Here is a 22,915-nt window from a genome sequence, read left to right on the forward strand (position 1 = left end):
ATGCACAAGGAGCCACCATTATCAAAGGTGTTCTATCGTCCCATCGAAGCTGCCATACGGTGGGCTGGGTTGCTGCGGTACAAGGCTTCGATTCTCGCGTCGATCGCATCACCGCGGTGCCTGCCGCAGATGTTGGACTGCCCTCGATGGAACGAGTGTCGGCTGTACTCGGAACGCATCTACGACGGCATCCTCAACTCGGAGCTGCCCTTCGGTGTCACTGCCGGATGTAAGTTGATACGGGCTGCCGATTGAAAGTTGATACACCGAGTTGAGAAGATCGGGCCATTTGGAGCCCGGGTGATCACAGACGAGGTGTATGTGGAAATCGAACTGTTGAGGCGTCACGGGCTGAGCCTTCGGCGGATCGCCGCCGAGGTGGGGTGCGCGGTGAACACGGTGCGGGCGCACCTGGCGTTGCCGGGGCTGCCGCGCTACGCGCGCAAGGTCCAGCGGGTGACGAAGCTGGCGCCCTTCGAGGCGTACTTGCGCGAACGCCAGGCGGCGGCGCATCCGCACTGGATTCCGGCCTCGGTCCTGATGCGTGAGATCGTGGCGCAGGGCTATCAGGGTGGCGCCAGCCAGCTGCGCGCGTTCATGCACATGCTCAAGTCGGCGCAGCCATCGGAGCCGGTGGTGCGCTTCGAGACGGCGTCGGGCCACCAGATGCAGGTCGACTGGGTGGAGTTTCGCAAGGGCGCGCAGCCGCTGTACGCGTTCTGCGCCACGCTCGGCTACAGCCGCATGAGCTACGTCGAGTTTGTCACCGACATGAAGGTGACGACGCTGATCGGCTGCCACGAGCGCAGCTTCGCGGCGTTCGGGGGCGTGGTGCGCCAGGTGCTGTACGACAACATGAAGACCGTGGTGCTCGAGCGCGATGTCGAGGGCGAAGGCGCGCACCGCTACCACGCCGGCTTTCTGGACTACGCCCGTCACGCCGGGTTTGTGATCAAGCTGTGCCGCCCCTATCGGGCACGCACCAAGGGCAAGGTGGAGCGCTTCAACGGCTATCTGCGGCGCTCGTTCTATGTGCCGTTGGTGGCGCAGTTCAAGCAGGCCGGTCTGGTGCTCGACGCCGCCACGGCCACGGTGCAGGTGCGCCGCTGGCTCGACGAAGTCGCCAACGTGCGCGTGCATGGCACCACCGGCGAGCCGCCCGTGGCCCGGTTGGCGGCTGAACAGGCCGCGCTGCAGGCGCTGGCACCGCCGTGGCGGGGCGACATCGAGGGCGCCCGGCCGCAGGCTGAAGTGGCACACGACGAGGGACCTGCGCGCCCGCCCGCCGTGCGTGCGCACCTCGAAACGGAACAACCCGCCCAGCATCCGCTGGCCGTCTATGACGCGTTGCTGCAGACGCTGCAACAGGCGCAGGGGGTCGGCGTATGAATCTGCAATACGAACGGATCCAGGCGCTGTGTCAGACGCTGAGCCTGCCGCTGACCGCCCAAGGCTACGCCGCAGCGGCCCAGCAGGCGGCCACCGACCAACTGGCCTACAGCGACTTCCTCGAGCAGTTGCTGCGGGCCGAGGCGGCCGGGAGACAGAGCCGCAAGCAAAGCATGCTCACGCGCCTGGCGGGCTTCCCGGCGATCAAGACGCTCGAGGACTTCGACTATGGCTTTGCCAGCGGGCTCAAGCGCAGCCAGATCGAGGAGTTGGCCAGCCTCGCTTTCGTCGAGCGTGCCGAGAACGTCGTGCTGGTGGGCCCCAGCGGGGTGGGCAAGACGCACTTGGCCATCGCACTGGGCTACCGCGCCACGCAGGCCGGCATCAAGACGCGCTTCACCACCGCCGCCGATCTGCTGCTGACGCTGGTCCTGGCGCACGAGCGCAACCAGCTCAAGAACGTAATGCAGCGGGCGATCAACGCCTACCGGCTGTTGATCGTCGACGAGATCGGCTACCTGCCGATGACGCGCGAGCAGGCCAACCTGTTCTTCCAGGTGATCGCGGCGCGCTACGAGCGGGGCAGCCTGATCGTGACCAGCAATCTGTCGTTCGGGCAGTGGGACAGCACCTTCGCCCAGGATGCGACGCTCACGGCGGCGCTACTGGATCGATTGCTGCATCACGCCCACATCGTGCCGATCAGCGGCGAGAGCTATCGGCTGAAACACCAGCGCAAGGCCGGGATGGTGCAAGCGCTCGCCGCTGCCGGCTGAGAGCCGCGCGACGGTGCGCCCCTGCGGTCGGGCCTTCGGCCCTCCCTTCGGGGCGCACCGTCGCACATGTCAATGAGATAGGGGTGTATCAGTTTTAAATCGGCAACTGCCGGAAAAGCGTGTCAGTTTTAGATCGGCATTGACATTCGGCAAGGACGGGATCACGATCAATGACCCCGAACTGGTGAGTTCACCCGATCTGACCGTCCGCCATGTCGATCTGAAGCGCTGGATGCGCACCCACTATCCCGAGCATCGGCCGGGATTCCTGTTCAGCCGTGGCGAGCGCATGGCGCATCCCTTCATCACCTTGGAAACAGGGCAGGCGCTTCTACTGGAACGGCTGGCTCTGCAGGCTGCGCTGGACCATAGCCGGCGTGAGACACGCGAACTGCAAGCGCAGCACGAAGCCTTGCTCAAGCAGTCGGCGGTCCTGCTGGCGTCTCAGCAGTGCACGATCAGTGATCGAGCAGAGACCACATACCTGAACATCATCGGCGGGATGCTGACGCTGATGCTGGGCCATTCCCCATCGGGCGTGCCGTACTCCAGCTTCAAGACGCAGGAGGCCATCGTCACTGCATTGCTCGCCCACTATGGCGGCACCATGGGCATCACGGAGCGAACCTTGAACGGCAAGTTCGCCAATGCCAGGAAGAATGTGCGTAGCGCAGCCGCGTGAATTCTTCCATCTTGTATGTGCAGTCGCGGAGATTGCATTTGCAATGTCTTTCCGCAGCCATGTCTATTGAATAGAGGTCACGCCAACAAACGCCACTGAGCGTTCAGGAGTGACCGCCATGTCGCAAGCACCTGTACTGCCCCCTTACGAGCGCCGCATCCTGCGGCTCGATGAAGTTGAAGCGAAGTCCGGCTTCAAACGCGCCCACATCTACAACCTGATGAAGAAGCGCCAGTTTCCACAGGCGCTGCGCCTGGGTGTGCGCGCCGTGGGCTGGGATTCGGTCGAGATCGACCAGTGGATCGCCGAACGCCTCAACAACCGCACCTGACCCGCTCCCCCTCGGATTTCCCATCGCCAAACGGAGAGCGCCATGCAGGTCGTATCCATCATTTCAACGAAAGGTGGCGTCGGCAAGACGACGACGGCCGCCAACCTCGGCGGGCTCGCCGCGGACGCGGGGCTGCGCGTGCTGCTGCTCGATCTCGACGTGCAACCCACCTTGTCCTCTTACTACGAGCTTGCCCACCGTGCGCCCGGCGGCATCTACGAGCTGCTGGCATTCAACGAGCGCGCCGTCGACCAGCTCGTGTCCCGCACCATCGTCGCGGGCCTGGACCTGGTGCTCTCGAACGATCACCGGGGTGAACTGAACACGTTGCTACTGCACGCGCCAGACGGACGCCTGAGACTGCGGCACCTGCTGCCGGCGCTGGCGCCGCTCTATGACCTGGTGCTGATCGACACCCAGGGCGCGCGCTCGGTGCTGCTGGAGATGGCGGTACTCGCCTCCGGCCTGGCGCTATCGCCCGTGACCCCGGAAATCCTCGCGGCCCGCGAACTGCGGCGCGGCACCATGCAATTGCTGGAGGACATCGCGCCGTACCGGCACCTCGGCATCGAACCGCCACCGCTGGACCTGCTCATCAATCGCGTCCACCCCGTGTCCGCGAATGCACGGATGATCCAGCAGGCGCTGCGCGACCTGTTCCAGGACCATGCCGGCATCCGCGTGCTGGGCACCGACGTGCCGGCCATCGAAGCCTATCCGCGCGCTGCGACCCGCGGCCTGCCGGTGCATCGCGTCGAGTATCGACAGCCACCAGGCAGAGTTGCGCCCGCCGCGCTCGACACCATGCGCGCGCTTGCTGGCGAATTGTTCCCTCAGTGGCAAGACAGATTCGCCCTCGTGTCCGGCCGTCCTCCACGTTCTTTTGAAACCGGGAGGCCCCATGGCGAACGCACATGAGCTTGCCCGTGGCCACAAGCGGCTGCGCGCTCTGATCGAGTTTGCGGTGAGCGAAGGCTGGCACGTCAAACGCACCCGGGGTGGACACCTCAAATTCACCAAGACCGGCTGCGCCGCCATCTACACCAGCTCGACCGCGAGCGATTACCGGGCAGACCTCAACGCCCGTGCGCAGATTCGCCGAGCCGAGCGCGAGGCCCGCATGGCCCGGCCCGCCAACGCCGAGGGATGCGGCCATGGCTGAGATGACCTCCCAGGACATGGCCGGCAAGCTGCTTGCTGCCGGGTTCGAGCGCGGTGGGCCATCGGCCACGGCCTTGAGCGACCCGATCGCCGACACACCGATGGTCGTGACGCTGGACCAGTTGCGGCCCTACGACCACGACCCCCGCAAAAAGCGCAACTCGGCCTACGATGAAATCAAGGCCTCCATCCGCGAGCGCGGCCTGGATGCGGCGCCCGCCATCACACGCCGTCCTGGCGAGGCGCACTACATCATCCGCAACGGCGGCAACACCAGGCTGGCGATCCTGCGTGAACTCTGGGCGGAGACCAAGGACGAGCGCTTTTTCCGCATATCGTGCCTGTTCCGGCCCTGGCCTGCGCGCGGGGAGATCGTCGCCCTGACTGGGCATCTCGCCGAGAACGAACTGCGCGGCGGCCTCACGTTCATCGAGCGCGCCTTGGGCGTCGAGAAGGCGCGCGAGTTCTATGAAGCGGAAAGCAGCACGACCTTGAGCCAGTCCGAGCTGGCCCGTCGCTTGGGCGCCGACGGCTTCCCCGTGCAGCAGTCGCACATCAGCCGCATGGCCGATGCGGTGCGCTACCTGCTGCCGGCGATCCCAACCGTGCTCTATGGTGGCCTCGGTCGCCACCAGGTCGAGCGGCTGTCGGTCATGCGCAAGGCCAGTGAGCGCACGTGGGAGCAGTATGCCAAGGGCCGCTCCCTGCCGCTGGACTTCGACAGTTTCTTCCAAGAAGTGCTGTCGCAGTTCGATATCCAGGCCGACGAGTTTTCGCCGCAGCGTGTGCAGGACGAGTTGATCGGTCAGATGTCCGAGCTGCTGGGCATCGACTACGACGTGCTCGCCCTGGACCTGACCGAATCCGAGAGCCGCCACCGCGCCCTGGTCAGCGACCCAACCCCGCCATCGGCGCCGCCGACATTGCCTGAGCCTGGGGCCATTGCGCGGGCGCCGATCGAACCAGCACCATCCCCCGCTACAGCAGCACCTTCTGCAGGCCACCCTGCGGCCGCGCCGACGAGGCCCGAGGACGATGCGGCCCCGAGCGAGGCATCCGCGGCCAGCCCTGCGGCAGCGGCTGGCGGTCTGCTTGACGAGCACATCATCTCTCCGGCACCCACGACGGAACGTCTCCAGTCCATCCAGCGCATGGTCGCCGACCAGTTGGGCGATGTGCTGCCGCCCGACTTCTCGGCCAACGTATTGCAGTCGATTCCCGTGCAGGCCGGGGGCCTCTATCCCATCTCGGACATCTGGCATATCGACCCTGGCCTCGACACACCCGACCGCCTGCGCATCCACATCGCGCAGTTCGCGCGCGAGATCGCGGGCGAGGCCGACCTGGACGCATGTGTCGAGGATCGTTCTGACGGCATCGGGTTCGCGTGTCGTGCCCCGGCCCAGGTTTCGTCGCCGCTCGCACGTGCCGTGCTCGCGCTGCTGGTTTCCCTGGCCGGTCAGCAGCCGGCCGACGTCGGCTTGGACGTCGGGCACTTCGTCACCGACCTGCCAGCGCTGTTGCATGGCCAGGGCCAACGTCATGACGACGGGGCCCGGCGATTGAGCGACAACACGCTGGTCAAGCTGTTTCGGCTGCTGCGGCTGGCCCGGCGCCTGCTGGATCTGGAAGCCGGCGCTGTCGGCTCTGGGACCTGAGCGAGGGAGACCAGCATGTCCGCACCGAACCCACTCAACCAGGCCGTCATCGCGCAGGCGCTCTACGATCTGCGCAACGGGCAACTGCGCCGCTGCAAGGCGATGGGATTCGGTGAGGAAGAACTGGATGCGCTCAAGCATCCGGCGCTGATCAGCGTGCTGGCCAATGCCAACGTCTCGTGGTGCTCTGTCTCGGTGAACCGGGAAGTGCTCCGGCGATTGCTCAAACAGGCGCAGGACGTGGAGAAGGAGATCGCCACCGTCGATCGCATGCTGCGCCTGGGCGCCAGCACCGAAATGGTGAGCCGCTTCTACGGACTGACGCACCAGGAAGTCGCGCTACGGCGTGAAGTTCTCGGCCTGCCCAAACGCAAGGGGCGCCATCCGGTTCTGGACGAGGAGCAGGACACCGAGCTGTGGCGGCGCTGGAAGGCCGTGACCAGCAGCAGGACTGTCGAGCAGGAGGATGAGACCTCGGTTCTTGATGCGGCAATGGATCTCGCCGAAGGCATGGAACTGCCGCTGTCGGTGGTCTGGGCTGCGATCAAGAACTGGATCGATCAGGGGTTGGGTTGAATCATGGCCGTGGACGACGCTGCACCACGAGCACCACGCCAAGGCCCGGTCGCCCTCGCTGATCTGTTCGACAGCGCGCTGAAAGACCTTGCACCGAAACCTCACCCGCCCGCGCCCGAGCCGGCTCCCGCATCCGCGACGGCTCCTGTGTCTGCAACCGGCGACGGTTTCCTGTTCAGTGGCAATCGGCACGAGAGCGTGCCGCGACGGCTGTTCCTGGACCGACGCCTGACGCCGCTGGAACGCAATGCCTGGCAAGTCTTCCGGATGATGCTCAACGAGGATGGCGTCACGGCGTTTCCGACGTATGAGCAACTTCGCCCGTGGCTCGCGTCAATGCCTTGCGCCGGACAAGCCTCCCACGAGACCGTGGCACGGGCGCTGACGCTGTTGCGCCTGACGCGCTGGTTGAGTCTCGTGCGTCGCAGGCGCGACCCCAAGACCGGGCGCATCCTCGGCAACCTCTACGTCCTGCATGATGAGCCCCTGACCCCGTTCGAGGCGATGCAGCTCGACCCGGACTACTTGCAGCTCGTCAGCCAAGCCCTGGGCCATTCGGCCAGGGCCGTTCAGGTCGTGGGCTTGCACACGCTCAAGGAGATCGCCGAAGACCCGTTGCTGTCTGGCCGCATGCTGCCCTCGCGGCTGCAGGTCCTTGCCGAACGCCTCGCAAGCCAGGGCATTGGGGCGCAGGAGAGTTATCCACAGGAGGACACGGTTCACGATTCCGAAGAAGGGGCGCCGAGCCTTCTTCGGAATTCTGATGACCCCTCTTCGGATTCCGAAGCAGGGCCGAAACCCGCGTCAGATGGCACTCTTCGGAATCCGAAGCAGGACCGTACTGTACGTAGTAGTCGTATTAATGAAGTACGTACTACCGCGCGTGAGCGTGGGCAGGTGCGCGCGATGCCGGGAGTTCGTCTGCCTGATCGCTTCCTCGGCTTGAAGGAAGAGCAGCAGGCCGGAGCCATGGTGGCATTGCAGCAGGTCGATGCCCCGCTACGCCAGGCCGTACTGGACGAATGGGCGGATCGCTGTCGCGGCAGCACCATCCGCAACCCGGCAGGCTACCTGTTTGGCATCATCCAGCGCGCCATCCGTGGCGAGTTCAACGCATGGGCCAAACAAACTGGGTCAGCATCGCCACCTGCCACTGCACGAGATGCACCGCCTGAACCACCGCGCAATGTGGTTCCGCCCGAGGTGGCCCGGCAGCACATCAGCCGGCTGCGCGACCTTCTGCGCAGTAGCTGAGCGCGATGAGCGACAAGGGCGTGAAGCAGACGTCCATGGCCGTCAGTAGAGCTATCCCCAGGGGATAGATGTGCTACAAGCTGTAACGCCGACCGGCGCGGCCTGGTACATCCGTCCACGGGGCCGTAATGGCGTCGGTTTCATGAGCAGCCCGCACCATCTGCGCGAGCAACGCTCCATGGCGGTTGATGGAGCTATCCCCTGGGGATAGCTCGCGATACGGGCCGCCACTGCCACGACAACCGGGGACTGGTTCATTTCGGTTTGTTGACTGACTGCCTTCCGCTGCGTGCCGATCCTGACCGCTCCTTTCCCCAAGCGAGCGGACACCATGGCAACCAACGAACCTCTGCAACTCAATCTCGGCTCATTGCGCAGCGCGATGTCGCTGACGCTTCACACCCACCACGCCTCGCGCATCTGGCATGGCCGCGCCGCCGCCGAGGGGCGACCCGGCATCGTCGGCCTGAACGGCTACATCGCCGTGATGAACAAGATGAAGCGCGGCTCGGAGCAGGACGATCCGTACAGCGACTGGTGGATGTTGCGCATCGAGGAGAAGCTCGACCAGACCAAGGCCACGTTGCAATCGCTGCGCGGGCAGGTTGACCAGGCACTGGCCGGCGTGCCTGCGGCGTTGAGCCTGGGCGAGAACCTCAACGTGCAGCCGGTGAAGCTCCCCTTGTTCGTGAACGCGCAGCTCGGCTTTGCCGCCGTCTATCTGCTGGCCGACTACGACGACATCGCCCGCAAGCTGATCCTCGCCCATCACACCGCGCTGATCGATCGCTCGACATTGGAGCGCTGGCTCAATGAAGGTGCCCACGCGCTGCGCAGCCTGTTCAGCCTGGCGCAGCAATACCGCTACTCGGGCTGCACCCGCGACGACTTCGCGGCCAAGAACGCCGCAGCTCGGGCAGCATTGGAGAAGTTCGGCGAACTGCCGCAGGACGTGCTCGAAGGCATGCGCCGCTCGAAGTTTGCGCCGCCCATCGCACGCCGCGGGCTGCAACAGCGCGGTGATAGCGCTGCCGCAGCCGCACCTCCCAGCGACGAAGGCGCTGCCGCCGATTCGGCCGAGGCCAGGTCCACAGCCGCCGGCGAGGACGAACAGGCATGAGCGACCCGAACCGCGAACCGCGCTACTTCCGTCGTCTGGAACAGCCAGCCTTCATGCGGCTGGAACACGCGGCCTCTCTAAAAGGCCTTTTAAAGCCTTTTAAAGGTAAAGGAGACTTCGAGGCCTGGGCCAGCCAGTGCTTCGCCATGCGCGACGAGTTGATTGCCCTGGCGCAGCGACAGGTGCTGCCACAGGCGTGCGGGCATCCCTTCCACCTGCTTCCCGTCGAGCTGGCCCAGCAGACCACTGGCGCAGGCACGACCTTTCTTCGCTGGCGCAAGCACGATCGATCGGCCATGGGCGTGGCCCTGTGGCAGGCGCTGATGGCGAGCACCAGCACGCCGGTCAACCTGCTGCACGACCTGCACGCGATCGAACTGCAGCGCATCACGCTGAACATGCAGATCAGCCTGCTGCACACCCTGGGCAGGCAAGCACAGGAATGCGCCAGCAAGGCCGCGCAGGCGGACAACGCCTACCTGCGCCGGCTCGCGTCCGTTCCTGCCGCAGTGCGCGATCGGTGATTGCGCCTGCCATCCGAGCACGCACCCGTGCCCAACGAGGCACGGGTATTTCAACCACCACGGAGATTGCACCATGAGCACACAATTCATCGGCGAGGGCAACATCGGCTCGCCTCCCGAGTACCGCGAATTCCCCAACGGCAATGACGATCCTCGCCGGTTGCTCCGGCTGAACGTGTACTTCGACAACCCCGTCCCCACCAAAGGCGGAGAGTTCGAGGACCGCGGCGGCTTCTGGGCGCCGGTGGAACTCTGGCACCACGATGCCGACCGCTGGCAGAACCTCTACCAGAAGGGCATGCGCGTGCTGGTCGTCGGCCGCATGGAGCGCGACCCCTGGACGGACAACGAAGATCAGCCGCGTGAGACTTGGCAGGTCAACGCGCGCAGTGTCGGCATCCTGCCGTACCGCATCGAGTCCGTGGCCCTCAGCCCGAAGCCACAGGAGGCAGAGCCGAAGCCCCAGGCCAACCAGGAACCGGCTGCACCGAAGGAAGCGAAGCGCAGGAAGTGACCCAACATGGAGGGCGGCTGCCGCAGTGCTTCGCCGCCCTCCATGCGCTGCGAGCTATCCCCAGGGGATAGCTCCACCAACGTCCACCGAGTTCCACGCGCTCCCGGAAATCGCGGCTCCCGGCCCGCACACTTATGGCCATGCGCCCTCCCTGCACACGCCATTTCATCTCGTAAAGCGGTCGCCACCGCATGCGGCTTGTTTGCTGCTGCCCTCAGTGGCGCTCGGCATCCTCGATCCCAGCAACTCATGAACCACGGGAATCGGAATGGACGGACATGCGGCTGTTCTTGTGCGAGAAGCCCTCCCAGGGCAAAGACATCGGCCGGATTCTCGGCGCCACGCAACGCGGTGAAGGCTGCCTCAACGGTTCCGGCATCACGGTCACGTGGTGCATCGGCCATCTCGTAGAGGCGGCAGCGCCCGAAGCCTACGACGAGCAGCTCAAGCGCTGGTCCATCGAGCAGTTGCCCATCATTCCCCAGCATTGGCGGGTCGAGGTCAAACCGAAGACCGCCACGCAATTCAAGGTCGTCAAGGCGCTCCTGGCGAAGGCGACTCACCTGGTTATCGCCACCGATGCCGACCGCGAGGGCGAATTGATCGCCCGCGAGATCGTGGAGCTTTGCGGCTACCGCGGCCCCATCGAACGCCTGTGGCTGTCGGCGCTCAACGATGCGTCGATCCGCGCCGCCCTCGGCAAGCTGCGGCCTTCCGCCGAGACGCTGCCGATGTACCACTCGGCACTGGCGCGCTCCCGTGCGGACTGGCTCGTGGGCATGAACCTCAGCCGGCTGTTCACGGTGCTGGGGCGGCAGGCGGGCTATGGTGGCGTGCTGTCGGTCGGCCGCGTACAGACCCCGACGCTCAAGCTCGTTGTGGACCGCGACCGCGAGATCGCGCGCTTCGTGTCCGTACCATACTGGGCCATCGCCGTGTCCCTGTTCGCAGGCGGTTCGACTTTCGCCGCGCAATGGGTTCCACCCGATGCGTGCACCGACGACGCAGGCCGCTGCCTGCGGCAGCCGGTCGCACAGCAGACCATGCAGCAGATCCGCGCTGCGGGCAGTGCCCACGTCGTGTCGGTGGAGACTGAGCGTGTCCGCGAAGGCCCGCCGCTGCCGTTCGACCTGGGCACCTTGCAGGAAGTGTGTTCCAAGCAGCTTGGGCTGGACGTGCAGGAAACCTTGGAGATTGCCCAAGCCCTGTACGAGACGCACAAGGCCACGACGTACCCCCGCTCGGACTCCGGCTACCTGCCCGAGAGCATGTTTGCCGAAGTGCCCACCGTTCTCGACAGCCTGCTCAAGACCGATCCCTCGCTGCGCTCGATCATGGGCCAGCTCGACCGCTCGCAGCGCTCGCGCGCCTGGAACGATGGCAAGGTCACGGCGCACCACGGCATCATCCCGACGCTCGAACCGGCGAAGCTCTCCGCCATGAGCGAGAAGGAACTGGCCGTGTACAGGCTCATCCGGTCGCATTACCTGGCGCAGTTCCTCCCTCACCACGAGTTCGACCGCACTGTGGCCAAGTTTTCGTGCGGGGGGCAGAACCTGGCGGCCACGGGCAAGCAGGTTGTCATCCCGGGTTGGCGCCAGGTGCTCGCCGAGCCGCAGGCCGAAGACGGTGATGGCGAGGGCGATACTGCGGTCCGCGCCCAGGTGCTGCCCGCGCTGCCGAAACTGTATGAGGGCCTGGCATGCCAGGTGGCCGACGTCGATCTCAAGGCACTCAAGACGCTGCCGCCCAAACCGTACACGCAAGGCGAGTTGGTCAAGTCCATGAAAGGCGTCGCCAAGCTGGTGTCCGATCCCCGCCTGAAGCAGAAGCTCAAGGATACGGTTGGCATCGGCACCGAAGCGACGCGGGCCAACATCATCGGCGGCCTGATCGCTCGCGGCTACCTCGTGAAGAAGGGGCGCGCCATCCGCGCCTCGGATGCGGCTTTCACTTTGATCGATGCCGTGCCTGCGGCGATTGCCGACCCTGGCACCACCGCCGTCTGGGAACAGGCGCTCGACATGATCGAGGCCGGACAGCTCACCCTGGACGTGTTCATCGGCAAGCAGGCCGCGTGGATTTCGCAGTTGATTGCGCAGTACGGCAGCGCCTCCCTGTCCATCAAGGTTCCCCAAGGGCCGGCATGCCCGCAGTGCGGCGCACCCACGCGCCAGCGCAGCGGCAAGAGCGGCCCGTTCTGGTCGTGCAGCCGCTACCCGGACTGCAAAGGCACGCTGCCAGTCGAATCCGGCAGCTCCAAGCGCGGCGCCTCGCGCCCGCGCCGTAGCGGCCGCAAAGGCTCCTGACCGCCCCCGTTCCCCGTGAGCCGTGCCCGCCTTCGGCGGCGTGGCCCCTGTCCCGCACTCCGCCGCATGCCCTGCGGGACGCCCAGCGCGCAACGCCTTCTTGATCCGTGTGCGCGTCCCGCCCAGCCGTCCCCGGCCGCGGGACCTGAAGGTAGCTTCTCTGCGAGCCGCACCACGCGCGTTCTGTTGATCTGCGTTTCTTCCGCCCTCTGCGAAGGGTCTCCCGGTGGCTTGCCAGGCTGCACGAGCCACCGGGAGACCCTTCGTGGTCAGCGGTAATCGGTGCCGGTGCCCGCCGGTGCAAAAACGGGCTCCCTTTGTGCGCGGATGTGCGCCAGACGATGCCGGCCCCAGCCACGACATGGGCCGGGTGTGATTGCTTGATGAGCAGACGGTTCTAGCGACGACCGGGCCTGCCAATCAGCCCACGGGTGGTTCCTCTTTTCTCCCGAGCCGAAGGCCGTTGGGCCTTCGGCGCCATTCTCCTGCCCATCAACGTCCCGGCCCGGCCATTGGCCTGGGCCACACGAACAGGAGAGACGACATGCACCCTCAACCTTGCGCACCGCTGCTGTACGGCAGACGGAGGTCGAGAACGGCATGCCCGCCTATCGCGCGGCCATCGCCAATGGTACGCTCGGCTGCAGCCGAGGCCGTAGCCCAAAGGCTGGACTACCTCTTTTGCAGAGGTAAACCTCGGGATGAACTGGGCGAAAACATGCCTTATGTGCCCGCCTTACGGCGAGCTGTTTCCGATGCTTCGCGCAGGATTTCCCGCCCCCCATTCGCTGCGATTGCGGCCACGATGACGCCCAGCACCAGATCCGGGATGTTCGACCCGAACCCCATCACCAGCACCCCGGACAGCACAATCGCACCATTGACGATGGAGTCGTTGCTGGTAAAGATCGCTGACGCCTTGAAGTTCACATCTTCCCCGCGATGGCGGCGCAGTAGTCTGAGGCACACTAGGTTCAAAGCCGCGTTCAGCGCGGCCATGGCCATCATGGCTGGGCCGACAGGCTCTTCCCCTCCAGCGAAGCGGCGTAGGACTTCCAACAGCAGCAGCGCGGCCAGGCCGATTAGCAAGAAACCCGACAAGCGGGCCGCGCCCACCTTGACCGTTGCCGCACGACCGACGGCATACAGGCTAACCGCATAGACCGACGCATCGGCGAGGTTGTCCAACCCGGCGCCCATCAGCGCCGTAGAGCCAGCCCAGATGCCAAGGGCAATGCCGGCGGCGGACTGCGTCAGGTTGATCAGCAACACAGTCAGAAGAATCTTTCGGTCCTTCGCATCGCTCGCATCTAGGCGGCCCAACTCGTCGTTTTCGTGATTTCTGTGGTTTTCAGCCATGCATTGTTCCTTCCAAATCGATGGATGCTGAAGCCTGTAGCGGCTGGAGAGTCAAGGCGCAGATGCAACGAACTTGCCACAGGGTCTTCCCGGACGCCCTTGACTCTACCGTAGCTAGAAGGTTTTCCAATCCAGTCAGAGCTTTAGGACAGAACAGATGAGCACCAATGCGCCCCCTTCATTGCGACTGTCATCCGGTATGGCTGCTATCCACTGATCCGTGGCGCCACTGCGGTTGTGCTCTTCGGCGAGCTCGCGACCGGCCGGCCGTCTTTTCCGACGGAGCTACTCACAGTGATCGTCGCGCTCGCTTGTGCCGCCTTGCTAGAGGGCGGGCGGCCTTTCCACTCCCCGTTGAGCCAGTAGCGGCGTTCCAAGCTGTGGTTGGCCGTCGGCGCATGGCTCGGCTTCTTGGTCGTGCATCTGGCCTTCCAGCACTCCAATCTGGGATACCGGGTCGGGCCGTTGGGATTGTTGATCGGGGTGGCTGAAGCCCATCGCTGGCATCACAAGCGTGAGCACGAAGACGCCCAAGTCAACTACGGCGATTTCTGGATGCCCGGGGGCCACTTGTTCAGCGCTTTCCGGTCGCAAAAGCACACGCTGGGCGCCAAAGAGTGACACTCAAGAAAGATGGACTTTCCAATGGACTACGGCCCGCAGCTTGTCTATCCCTTCCGGAGCCGGCCAGCAGCGGCAAACGCTTGCGCTGCTGGCTATACGATCTTGCCCACGTCGCATTCTTGCGCGAGTCGGGCCTTGCGGCTTCTTGCGGAGCGATCGCGAGTTGCGTGGCGTGCCCATGAGTCGGGCCGCGTCGTGGCGCACTGCTACCTTGGCCTGCACCTGCACCTGCGCAGCCACGCCGCGATGCTCGGTCTGGCCTGGAGAACCCGTAAGGTGGCGGAGATTGCGGCGCGCAGGTCGTCCGGCTCGCGCTGGCTCCTGTGGGCCACGCCCTCGGTCGCACGCCGTCTCAAAACGTCAGAACCGCGCGCTTTCGCATGATGGAGCGCGGCACGTGGCTCTCAGAACTGGACCCGATCACTTCCAGCACCGATGACACGCTCGAGCTTCAGGCGGGCTCGGCCAAGCTGTTGAGAATGCCGCACTCGCGCGAGGTTCGGGCGCTATCGCAGGAGCGTCGCAGATCCATTAACTCGCGCTCCAAGGCGCGCAATTCCTTCATCTTGGTCCGCACTTGCGCGATATGAGCGTCGACCAGCGCGTTCACCTCGCCGCAGCCCAACTCTGGCCGATCCCGTAAGTTCAGCAGTTGACGGATCTCATCCAGCGTCATGTCCTTCGCCCGGCAGCGGCGGATGAACAGCAAGCGCTGCAAATGGACTTCGTCATAGAGCCTGAAGTTGCCCTCGCTACGTGCAGGCTCGGGCAGCAAGCCTTCTGACTCGTAAAAGCGCACGGTCTGCACCAAGCAATCTGCCTTCTTGCCCAGTTCACCGATCCGCATCATGGTTGCTTCCTATAAAAAACTTGACTCTATATCTACTAGAGGTTTTCTAATGATGGCATCCGGGGAAAACCTTGTCAATGAAGAGCGATCTATGAACAAAGAACCTTCCAGCCCATGCGCCTGCTCCGGCGGCAATGGCCAACAGACGGCGTGCGCCAGTGAGCAGGCCAGCACTGAAACCACCGTTTTCCACGTGAGCAACATGGATTGCCGCAATGAGGAAGCACTGGTGCGGCGAACGCTGGAGGGCATGCCCGGTGTCGAGCGGCTCCTGTTCGATCTTCCGCAGCGTTTGTTGACCATTTCGCACCGCGAAGTCTCGGCCGATGCCTTGGAGCAAGCGCTGAATTCGGTGGGCATGAAGGCTCAGGCTGTCCGAGACGCCGCCGTGTCGACCACCTACCGCATCGAGAACATGGACTGCCCGAGCGAGGAGAAACTCATCCGCTCGCACCTCGGGGCAGTCGAGGGAATTCAGGACCTCGACTTCGACCTCGCTGAGCGCACCCTGTCGGTGAAACACCTCGCTCAGGCACGCGCGCAGATGGAGCAGGTCCTGGCCTCGATCGGCATGCGCGCCAAGGAGCAGACCTTCGGCCACACGGGGCCGATCGAAGCCGCGGCTGTGATCCCATCCTCGGCCCTGCAGCAGCAACCAACCGCTGCCGTTTCCGCGCCGCCGATCGGCGAGCGGGTGACGTACCGGATCGAGAACATGGATTGCCCGACGGAAGAAGCGCTGATCCGCGACCGGCTGGGCAAGCTGCCGGGTGTGACCGCGCTCGACTTCAATCTGATGCAGCGTGTGCTGGGAGTCCAGCACACGCTGGCGACCTCAGCGCCGATCGAGAAGGCGCTTGCTTCCATTGGAATGCAGGCTGCGCGGCAGGACATGCAGACAGCCACCACGGTACTTCGCATCGCGAAGATGGACTGTCCGACCGAGGAAAGTCTGATCCGCGGCAAGCTGCAAGGCATGCCGGGCGTGCAGGGAATGGATTTCAACCTGATGCAGCGCACGCTCACGGTTCGGCACACACCCGACGCGATCAAGCCGGCAGTCGAAGCCATCGAATCGCTGGGCATGGAAGCCGAGGTCCAGAGGACTGATGAGCCGCGCGATGCCCCGGTGGCCGCGCACAAGACCAATTGGTGGCCGATGGCGGTTTCGGGCGTTGCGGCGGTGGCCGCCGAAGGCGTGTACTGGGTCAACGACGGCAATCATTGGGCCGTGATCGTGCTGGCACTGGTTTCGATCTTCACCGGCGGCCTCAGCACCTACAAGAAGGGCTGGATCGCGCTGAAGAACCTCAACCTGAACATGAACGCCCTGATGGCCATCGCGGTCACCGGCGGCATGGCGATCGGCCACTGGCCGGAGGCCGCCATGGTCATGTTCCTGTTCGCGTTGGCGGAAGTGATCGAGGCGAAGTCGCTGGACCGCGCCCGCAACGCCATTCGGGGGCTGATGGACTTGGCGCCCGAGACCGCGACCGTGCGGCAGGCCGATGGCTCATGGACAGAGCTGCCGGCCAAGGAGGTCGCAAAGGGCGCGGTGGTCCGCGTGCGTCCTGGCGAGCGCATCGCACTGGACGGCCTGATCACCTCGGGTCGATCGGCCATCAACCAGGCGCCCATCACCGGCGAGAGCCTGCCCGTCGAGAAGGCCGAAGGTGACCAGGTCTTCGCCGGAACCATCAATGAGACCGGCTCTTTCGAATACAAGGTGACCGCAGGCGCCAGCGACTCGACGCTCGCGCGCATCATCCATGCCGTGGAGTCCGCGCAGGGCAGCCGTGCGCCCACGCAGCGCTTCGTCGACCAGTTCGCCCGCGTCTACACGCCGGCGGTGTTCGCGGTGTCCGTGCTGGTTGCCGTCGTGCCGCCGCTCGCCTTCGGCGGCGCATGGTTTGACTGGGTCTACAAGGCCCTGGTACTGCTGGTGATCGCCTGCCCCTGCGCTCTGGTCATCTCCACGCCGGTCACCATCGTCAGCGGCTTGGCCGCTGCCGCCCGACGCGGCATCCTGATCAAGGGTGGCGTCTACCTGGAGGGCGGGCGCAAGCTCAAGGCGTTGGCCCTGGACAAGACCGGCACACTCACACATGGCAAGCCCGAGCAGACCGACTTCGTGCCGCTGATCGGCGAGGCGCAGGAAGTTGCCGCCTGGGCCGCAAGCCTCGCGGCACGCTCGGACCATCCTGTGTCTCAGGCCATCGCCCGCAAGGCGAACCGTGACGGCATCGCGCTGCACGAGGTCGACGACTTCGCGGCGCTGCCTGGCCGCGGCGTGCGCGGCCGCGTCGCCGGGCGCATGTTGCACATGGGCAACCACAGGCTCGCCCAGGAGCTGGGCCTGAGCGAAGCGACGCTCCAGGCTCGGCTGGAGACCCTGGAGCGCCAAGGCAAGACAGCGATCCTGCTGATGGACGATGCGACCGTGCTCGGCATTTTTGCAGTGGCCGACACCGTGAAGGAAACCAGCCGTGAGGCGGTGGCCGACCTGCAGGCGCTGGGTGTGCGCACGCTGATGCTGACGGGGGACAACCAGCACACGGCCGCGGCCATCGCTGCCCAGGTCGGAATCTCTGAAGCCCGTGGTGACCAACTGCCCGAAGACAAGCTCAAGACCATCGAAAGCCTGGTCGGCGGCGAGGGCCAGGTGGGCATGGTGGGCGACGGCATCAACGATTCGCCCGCGCTCGCCCGTGCCGACATCGGCTTCGCCATGGGCGCGGCCGGCACCGACACCGCGATCGAAACAGCCGACGTCGCCCTGATGGACGACGACCTGCGCAAGATCCCCGCCTTCATCCGGCTGTCGCGTAGCACTGCGGCGATCCTCACGCAGAACATCGTTCTGGCCCTTGGCATCAAGGCGGTGTTCCTTGCGTTGACGTTCACAGGGCATGCCACCATGTGGATGGCTGTGTTCGCTGACATGGGGGCAAGTCTTTTGGTTGTCGTCAATGGGCTGCGCCTCCTGAAGTTCAAGGCGGCATGAACAATGGATGAACCATCTCTTCGCAAGACGCAGTGGTACTCACTCGCGATCGTTATATTCGCCGGCGATCAGGCAGCTAAGAGCTACATTGACGCGACAACTCCCTTGGGTTGGTCGCACGAGGTGGCGTCATTCTTCAACCTAGTTCACGCTCTCAATCCCGGCGCGGCGTTCAGCTTCCTTGCTGGCGCGGGCGGCTGGCAGCGGTGGTTTTTTCTGGCGATCGCGTTCGCAATATCGGCATGGCTCGCATGGCTGCTCTCCCGGCCGCTGCGCAAAACGGAAGGCCTTTCGTACAGCCTCATTCTGGGCGGCGCATTGGGCAACGCGTTCGACCGCGCCACGCGCGGGCACGTTATCGACTACATCGACTTTCACCTGCACGGCTGGCACTGGCCCGCCTTCAACATCGCTGACATGGCCATCGTGGGCGGGGCGATCGCGCTGGTGGCCCAGTCGTTCATGAGCGTGGAGAATCCGGCCGCCACAAAGGAGTCCCAGTGACATTGGGACGATCCGGAAATTCGCAATGCACACGGTGCAGGACACCAATCTGAAGAGAACGGCCCCCAGCATGAGCGGCCGCGGCTTGGCCCTCATGCTAGCGCCCACCGCCGCTTTTGCTGCAACGCCCTGTTGCGATGGCGGCGATTGCTGCAACGACGTCGCAATGCCTTGCTGTGAATAAACAGCACGCAAGCCAGTTGACCTGGCAATTATGAAAGTCCATCACGGCGATGCTGGCCTTTTTCGTTCCAATGAGCCGTCACGGAGAGGTGATGATGAAGCTATGCCGGGATCCTGCAAGCTTTAGGACGGTCTTCTTTACCGCATAGCGATATGCTGATGTCACCCGTTCGCCTCGCCTGGCAAGTACAAGTAGTTCGTCGCGGTTTTCTGGCCGTGTCCGCCCGCTTCGCTGGCCCTTTTGCCCCAAACAAGCGCAATCATGCCTGCGTTACCACCAAAGTTCGCCCCCGCCAGTTGCTGTTCCTAAAGGGCATCAAGCTCAACGCCATCGCCGACCGGCCAGCGTATTTCGCATCGCTGCGTGCCCGTCGGGGCCAGCCCATCGTCATCCTCGCAGAGCTGGGACCGGACGAGGCATTCGCCCTGTGGAAGCAGCATGTACTGGGCGACAGGCCTCGCTGACCCAGTTTCGCCTCATCCTCCTGACAGCCCCGCACTTATTGCGGGGCTTTCTTTTTTCCGCGTTCGCCAATCGGGGCTGTTGCAAATGCCGATTTCCGGCTGACGCGGCTCGCCTCGCGCATGAAGCTGCCCGCATGTGTCGCTGATTCGTCAGCACCATGCCAGCAGCCAGAGTTTCCAGGCTGCCGCGGATTCTTTCCGCGCTACCCGCCAGTCCGCCATCGCATCGAGTCTGCGGACGCGCGTCACCCGTGACGCCGATGCTTTTTTCTCAACCGCGTGCGGGAGCTGCCATCCCGTGAGGGACGAGGCCCCGCTTTTTCCAAGGAGCCCGTCCATGTCCCAGCAAGCCTCTTTCGGCCAGTTGGCCTTGATCCATTGCGGCAAGTTCCTGCCGCTCGAAATCCTGCATAGCGCCGCCGGCCACTACATCGGCACGCGCGATACAGAAGGTCCCGTTTCGCGGGAATCCTGCCAGTACTTCCGCAGCTATGCCGCGGCTCAACGTGCCCTCGAAAGAGGCGGCTGGTCCCAGCTCGCCACACCCTGATCCAACTGGAGGAACCACGTCATGAACCAGCTTTTGCCCCAGGAAGTCGTCGATCAGATCATGCGGGAAGAGCAGCATTTCGCCGCCGCGCCCCAAGCCTTCTTCGAGGTCTGGAAGCGCGGCGTCGAGATCGCAGGCCCGCAATGGTTTGGCGACGGCACGCGCGAAGGCCTGAACCAGGCAAAGAGCAAGTGGGATCTGCGTCCCGACATGCTGCGTGCCAACGACGCACTCGGCGTCCTGAGCAGCGGGGAACGCATGTTCCTGTCCGCCATGTTCAGCTTCTACAACGCGCGCGAGGGCGGTGCCATGCTCAAGCGCTGCCACTTCCAAGGACTGTCGGACTTCGATGGTCTCGATCTGCAACGCCGCAAGGTCATCGCCGATCTGTTGGTGAACTACAGCGGTTGGTGAGCCGGTCTGCGGCATACCACCGTCTTTTTGTTCACTGCCCATGAGGGACATGCGTCCACGCGGCCATGTCCCTCGATTTTTCTTCCGTCAGCCTGCGCCGATTGGCCCAAAGCCCTCGATCAGTGCCGCCTGACGCTTTTTCCACTTTCAACCCACCGGGGTTCAATTCCCGGTGGCGGGAATTGGCTCCATTATTCAATCTGGAGAAATTCCATGACCCAGAATCCCAATCCCTTTGTACGCGGCTACTGGAATCTGAGAGTCGTCCGAACGCTGTGCATCTGCTACGGGGACGGAAGCCCGCATGTCTGGCGATCCATCCACACGAGCCAAGCGCATCTTTCCGACAACGACCTGATCTCATCGCCTTGCATCGTCACCAGCGACTTCGCGTTGATCAAAAGCGGCACTGACGCCATCAGCGACGAGCTGATTGCTGAATGTGATGCTGTTGAAGGCATCAACGGCGAAGGCGTGGTGGGCGCCGTGGTCTATGCCATCCATGGCGACGACCTCGACGGCCGCCCGGTCCATGTCGGTGATACCTATTCGGCCGAAGCCGCGCGAGACGTGGTGCAGCGGTTGAGTTTCGAGACCGGCTATTACAGCCGGTGCTGGGAAGTCAGCAGCGCGCACATCTGCCAGGAAACCGGCCAGTACCTCGCCAACCTGGCAGACCTCGCCACGCCGGAGGCTTTTCTGTTCATCGCCTTTCGGGTTCCGTACAGCCCGGCGATTGGCGTCAAGCTGATCTCCACGCCCTGGACAGACAAGAACCTGGAATATGCCGAGGGCATCAGTGCTGAGCAGCTTCGACAGGAGCACCGCGACAAGGGCATGCCTGACGACCTGGCGAACATCCTTGAACTGGCCGGCCAGGCAGATGTGCGCATCCTCATCCTCGATGCCGACGCACCCGCGCTACTGGGCTTGCCACTGGCCGAGACCTAGCAGACACGCGACGCGCAAGCCTTCCCCTTTATCCCCCATATGCCAGCCCGCCTCCCACCAGGAGCCGGGCTGGTTCAATTCCATAGGAGCAATCTCATGTTCCCCGATCTCATCTTGCCCACGCCCGACTTCGAGAATCAGCTTGGAGCCTGCGTCAACGCCATGAGCCAGGACGACGCCATCGGCCAGATCCTGGTGTTCGAGCGCATGAGCGGTACGCTGCACATGCGCCATATCGACAGCGCCGATCTGGTGGACACCGACATTGACGACTACGAAATGGTCGTATTCGACGGTGGCAACACAAGCGGCGACACGTGGAAGCACGTGTTCTTCCCGCGTCAGCGAGAACACTACTTCGTGTACGAAGCCTGACCCCCAAGCCCCTTTCGAGGGGCTTTTTCTCGCCCGCAGCGCTGGAAAGCGGGTGCGATGGGGTGCCGTTTCCTGCAAGCGGGCCGCTTACTCCCGGGCCATTCTTGCCCCATGTTCGTCGGCGTTGCCGACACATGCCCAGGCAGCCAAGACCTTCAAGGCTGCAAGCACGGGAAGCCGTGCTGGTCGATGTTTTCCACGGACGTACCGCGTCCATCCACACCACCCACAAGGGACCTCTCCCTTGCGGGCGGGGAATCCCTTGTTTCTTCCTCAAGGAGATTCCCATGGACCGTTCCCTCATCAAATCCATGATGCCTTCGCTAGTCGCAGGCCACGTGCCCCGCAACGTGCGGTCGTTCAAGTACCGCGTGTTCGACGATCAGCCGCAATCTTCGACATTGGGCTTCGCCGTCGACCCCCAGCCCTTCGACGGGAAGGTAGTCGCCATCACCGACGATGCCATCGTCGTCAAGCTCAAGCCGAGCGAGTTCGCTGTGCTCGATTCCAAGCTGGTGACCACCGTCCCCGACGAAGGCGCCAAGGTGCATGTCCAACCCTACGCACGGCGCCGTTTCGATGGGCTGCGGGCGGACACGCCGGAAGAGCGCACCGAGATGACGTCCGACGGCATTCCCTACACCGTCAAGACGCACATCCTCGGCTCCGCGCCGGCCAAGCTGCCCATTCCCGAGCCGCAGTGCATGGAGCTGGGTCAGCTCATCCAGCAGTTGGAGGAAATGCCGGCGCCCGATGGCTTCCGGCGCATCACCCACATGCTGGTCGATGCGGGTGCCCGGGATTTCACCTGGGTCGATCCGACGCCGTCCAAGATCATCGAGACGCCTCCGGCGATCAGCTTCACGGTCTCGACCGCGAAGTTCGAGGGCCGGGTGACGGTGCTGTACGACCGAGGCGGCGACACCTACGTGGTGGAGCTGCATCGCGACGGCGAATTGGTCGATCGGCATGACGAGGTGTATTTCGACATGCTCGGCGAAGTGCTGGAGCGACTCATCGACGACGGACGTTGGCGCCAGATCGACGTGAGCATCCTCGACGCGAAGGCGGCCCGTAAGCGCCAAGCCGTCCCGGCATGACGCCCCTCGGCTGACCCGAGGCACCCGCCACGGCGTTCCAGCCATTCCTGCCGCGTGCCCTACAGGCCCTTCATCCCATCGGGTGGAGGGCCTTTCTCTTTTTTTACACAGGAGATTTCATCCATGTCACTGCGATTCAAAGGCGCCGACCTGCGCCCCGTGCTGACCGAAGCCATCGCCAATCAGTGCCGCATCGTCCTGGTCAAGGACCAGGGCGTGTACTTCCTCGCCGAGCGTGGGGA

Annotated in this window: 26 protein-coding genes; 24 read left to right on the forward strand and 2 right to left on the reverse strand. The window is 64.3% G+C overall.

All coding sequences use genetic code 11. The features are described 5' to 3' along the window. Positions 1-300: 300 nt before the first annotated feature. The 14 genes from istA (at position 301) to HNR75_RS07635 (ending at position 12,294) form a co-directional block, all read left to right on the forward strand. Positions 301-1,389 (forward strand): IS21 family transposase, encoded by a 1,089-nt coding sequence (gene istA, locus HNR75_RS07570; RefSeq protein ID WP_188026385.1) that lies wholly within the window; start codon positions 301-303, stop codon positions 1,387-1,389. After that, positions 1,386-2,165, forward strand: coding sequence for an IS21-like element ISAzo17 family helper ATPase IstB (gene istB / locus HNR75_RS07575; RefSeq protein WP_188026386.1), 780 nt, complete (start codon positions 1,386-1,388; stop codon positions 2,163-2,165). The genes istA and istB overlap by 4 nt, the downstream gene beginning before the upstream one ends. 139 nt (positions 2,166-2,304) lie before the next feature. Then, entirely contained in the window at positions 2,305-2,847 is a 543-nt protein-coding gene (locus HNR75_RS07580) for a hypothetical protein (RefSeq protein ID WP_425506768.1), read from the forward strand. A gap of 118 nt (positions 2,848-2,965) precedes the next feature. After that, a complete protein-coding gene (locus HNR75_RS07585) occupies positions 2,966-3,178 on the forward strand; it encodes an AlpA family transcriptional regulator (protein WP_013391780.1) in 213 nt (70 codons plus the stop codon). A 42-nt stretch (positions 3,179-3,220) separates the two neighbouring features. Beyond that, on the forward strand, positions 3,221-4,096 hold the full coding sequence (locus HNR75_RS07590; protein WP_013391781.1) for a ParA family protein: 876 nt from the start codon (positions 3,221-3,223) through the stop codon (positions 4,094-4,096). Continuing rightward, positions 4,080-4,340: a hypothetical protein gene (locus HNR75_RS07595; protein WP_013391782.1), complete on the forward strand. Its 261-nt coding sequence runs from the start codon at positions 4,080-4,082 to the stop codon at positions 4,338-4,340. Before HNR75_RS07590 ends, HNR75_RS07595 begins: the two co-directional genes overlap by 17 nt. Next, the gene (locus HNR75_RS07600) at positions 4,333-5,997 is read left to right on the forward strand and encodes a ParB family protein (protein ID WP_013391783.1); all 1,665 of its coding nucleotides are present in this window, start codon (positions 4,333-4,335) and stop codon (positions 5,995-5,997) included. The genes HNR75_RS07595 and HNR75_RS07600 overlap by 8 nt, the downstream gene beginning before the upstream one ends. Positions 5,998-6,012: 15 nt before the next feature. Beyond that, complete coding sequence (locus tag HNR75_RS07605) at positions 6,013-6,573, forward strand: DUF2857 domain-containing protein (protein WP_013391784.1); 561 nt, start codon at positions 6,013-6,015, stop codon at positions 6,571-6,573. 3 nt (positions 6,574-6,576) lie between these two features. Continuing rightward, the gene (locus tag HNR75_RS07610) at positions 6,577-7,827 is read left to right on the forward strand and encodes an STY4528 family pathogenicity island replication protein (RefSeq protein WP_013391785.1); all 1,251 of its coding nucleotides are present in this window, start codon (positions 6,577-6,579) and stop codon (positions 7,825-7,827) included. A gap of 70 nt (positions 7,828-7,897) precedes the next feature. Further along, positions 7,898-8,038 (forward strand): hypothetical protein, encoded by a 141-nt coding sequence (locus tag HNR75_RS07615; protein ID WP_188026387.1) that lies wholly within the window; start codon positions 7,898-7,900, stop codon positions 8,036-8,038. A gap of 120 nt (positions 8,039-8,158) precedes the next feature. Beyond that, on the forward strand, positions 8,159-8,947 hold the full coding sequence (locus HNR75_RS07620; protein ID WP_013391786.1) for a PFL_4669 family integrating conjugative element protein: 789 nt from the start codon (positions 8,159-8,161) through the stop codon (positions 8,945-8,947). Continuing rightward, complete coding sequence (locus tag HNR75_RS07625) at positions 8,944-9,471, forward strand: DUF3158 family protein (RefSeq protein ID WP_066699205.1); 528 nt, start codon at positions 8,944-8,946, stop codon at positions 9,469-9,471. The genes HNR75_RS07620 and HNR75_RS07625 overlap by 4 nt, the downstream gene beginning before the upstream one ends. Positions 9,472-9,544: 73 nt before the next feature. After that, on the forward strand, positions 9,545-9,985 hold the full coding sequence (locus tag HNR75_RS07630; RefSeq protein WP_066699204.1) for a single-stranded DNA-binding protein: 441 nt from the start codon (positions 9,545-9,547) through the stop codon (positions 9,983-9,985). Between the two features lie 278 nt (positions 9,986-10,263). Continuing rightward, positions 10,264-12,294 carry a DNA topoisomerase III gene (locus HNR75_RS07635; protein WP_066699202.1) on the forward strand — a complete coding sequence of 677 codons (2,031 nt, stop codon included), beginning with the start codon at positions 10,264-10,266 and terminating at the stop codon, positions 12,292-12,294. Positions 12,295-13,017: 723 nt separating this feature from the next. Here the strand turns inward: HNR75_RS07635 and HNR75_RS07640 are convergent. Continuing rightward, complete coding sequence (locus HNR75_RS07640; RefSeq protein ID WP_003098972.1) at positions 13,018-13,653, reverse strand: cation efflux transmembrane domain-containing protein; 636 nt, start codon at positions 13,651-13,653, stop codon at positions 13,018-13,020. A gap of 384 nt (positions 13,654-14,037) precedes the next feature. On the opposite strand from HNR75_RS07640, the gene HNR75_RS15460 reads away from it, so the two are divergent. Then, on the forward strand, positions 14,038-14,274 hold the full coding sequence (locus HNR75_RS15460) for a sterol desaturase family protein (RefSeq protein ID WP_003098970.1): 237 nt from the start codon (positions 14,038-14,040) through the stop codon (positions 14,272-14,274). Positions 14,275-14,298: 24 nt separating this feature from the next. Then, a complete protein-coding gene (locus tag HNR75_RS15655) occupies positions 14,299-14,661 on the forward strand; it encodes a DUF3703 domain-containing protein (RefSeq protein WP_223157813.1) in 363 nt (120 codons plus the stop codon). A gap of 67 nt (positions 14,662-14,728) precedes the next feature. Here the strand turns inward: HNR75_RS15655 and cadR are convergent, their stop codons facing one another. Beyond that, positions 14,729-15,127 carry a Cd(II)/Pb(II)-responsive transcriptional regulator gene (gene cadR / locus HNR75_RS07650; RefSeq protein ID WP_003098965.1) on the reverse strand — a complete coding sequence of 133 codons (399 nt, stop codon included), beginning with the start codon at positions 15,125-15,127 and terminating at the stop codon, positions 14,729-14,731. 91 nt (positions 15,128-15,218) lie between these two features. Here cadR and HNR75_RS07655 point away from each other — a divergent pair, with 91 nt between their 5' ends. From HNR75_RS07655 to HNR75_RS07690, 8 genes are all read left to right on the forward strand, one after another. Then, positions 15,219-18,131 carry a heavy metal translocating P-type ATPase gene (locus HNR75_RS07655; protein ID WP_003098961.1) on the forward strand — a complete coding sequence of 971 codons (2,913 nt, stop codon included), beginning with the start codon at positions 15,219-15,221 and terminating at the stop codon, positions 18,129-18,131. Between the two features lie 3 nt (positions 18,132-18,134). Further along, the gene (gene lspA / locus HNR75_RS07660; RefSeq protein ID WP_003098955.1) at positions 18,135-18,635 is read left to right on the forward strand and encodes a signal peptidase II; all 501 of its coding nucleotides are present in this window, start codon (positions 18,135-18,137) and stop codon (positions 18,633-18,635) included. 336 nt (positions 18,636-18,971) lie between these two features. Further along, positions 18,972-19,283, forward strand: coding sequence for a hypothetical protein (locus tag HNR75_RS07665; RefSeq protein ID WP_003108988.1), 312 nt, complete (start codon positions 18,972-18,974; stop codon positions 19,281-19,283). 337 nt (positions 19,284-19,620) lie between these two features. Continuing rightward, positions 19,621-19,833 carry a hypothetical protein gene (locus tag HNR75_RS07670; RefSeq protein WP_003116833.1) on the forward strand — a complete coding sequence of 71 codons (213 nt, stop codon included), beginning with the start codon at positions 19,621-19,623 and terminating at the stop codon, positions 19,831-19,833. Between the two features lie 21 nt (positions 19,834-19,854). Beyond that, a complete protein-coding gene (locus tag HNR75_RS07675; RefSeq protein ID WP_003098949.1) occupies positions 19,855-20,247 on the forward strand; it encodes a hypothetical protein in 393 nt (130 codons plus the stop codon). A 213-nt stretch (positions 20,248-20,460) separates the two neighbouring features. Then, a complete protein-coding gene (locus HNR75_RS07680) occupies positions 20,461-21,198 on the forward strand; it encodes a DUF5983 family protein (protein ID WP_003098947.1) in 738 nt (245 codons plus the stop codon). Between the two features lie 96 nt (positions 21,199-21,294). Further along, positions 21,295-21,573, forward strand: coding sequence for a hypothetical protein (locus HNR75_RS07685; RefSeq protein WP_003108989.1), 279 nt, complete (start codon positions 21,295-21,297; stop codon positions 21,571-21,573). Positions 21,574-21,860: 287 nt separating this feature from the next. Further along, positions 21,861-22,673, forward strand: coding sequence for a GTPase (locus HNR75_RS07690; RefSeq protein ID WP_188026388.1), 813 nt, complete (start codon positions 21,861-21,863; stop codon positions 22,671-22,673). The last annotated feature ends 242 nt before the right edge of the window (positions 22,674-22,915 follow it).

It is taken from the genome of Tolumonas osonensis (assembly GCF_014202415.1).
GTDB classification, from domain to species: Bacteria; Pseudomonadota; Gammaproteobacteria; order Enterobacterales; family Aeromonadaceae; genus Tolumonas; species Tolumonas osonensis.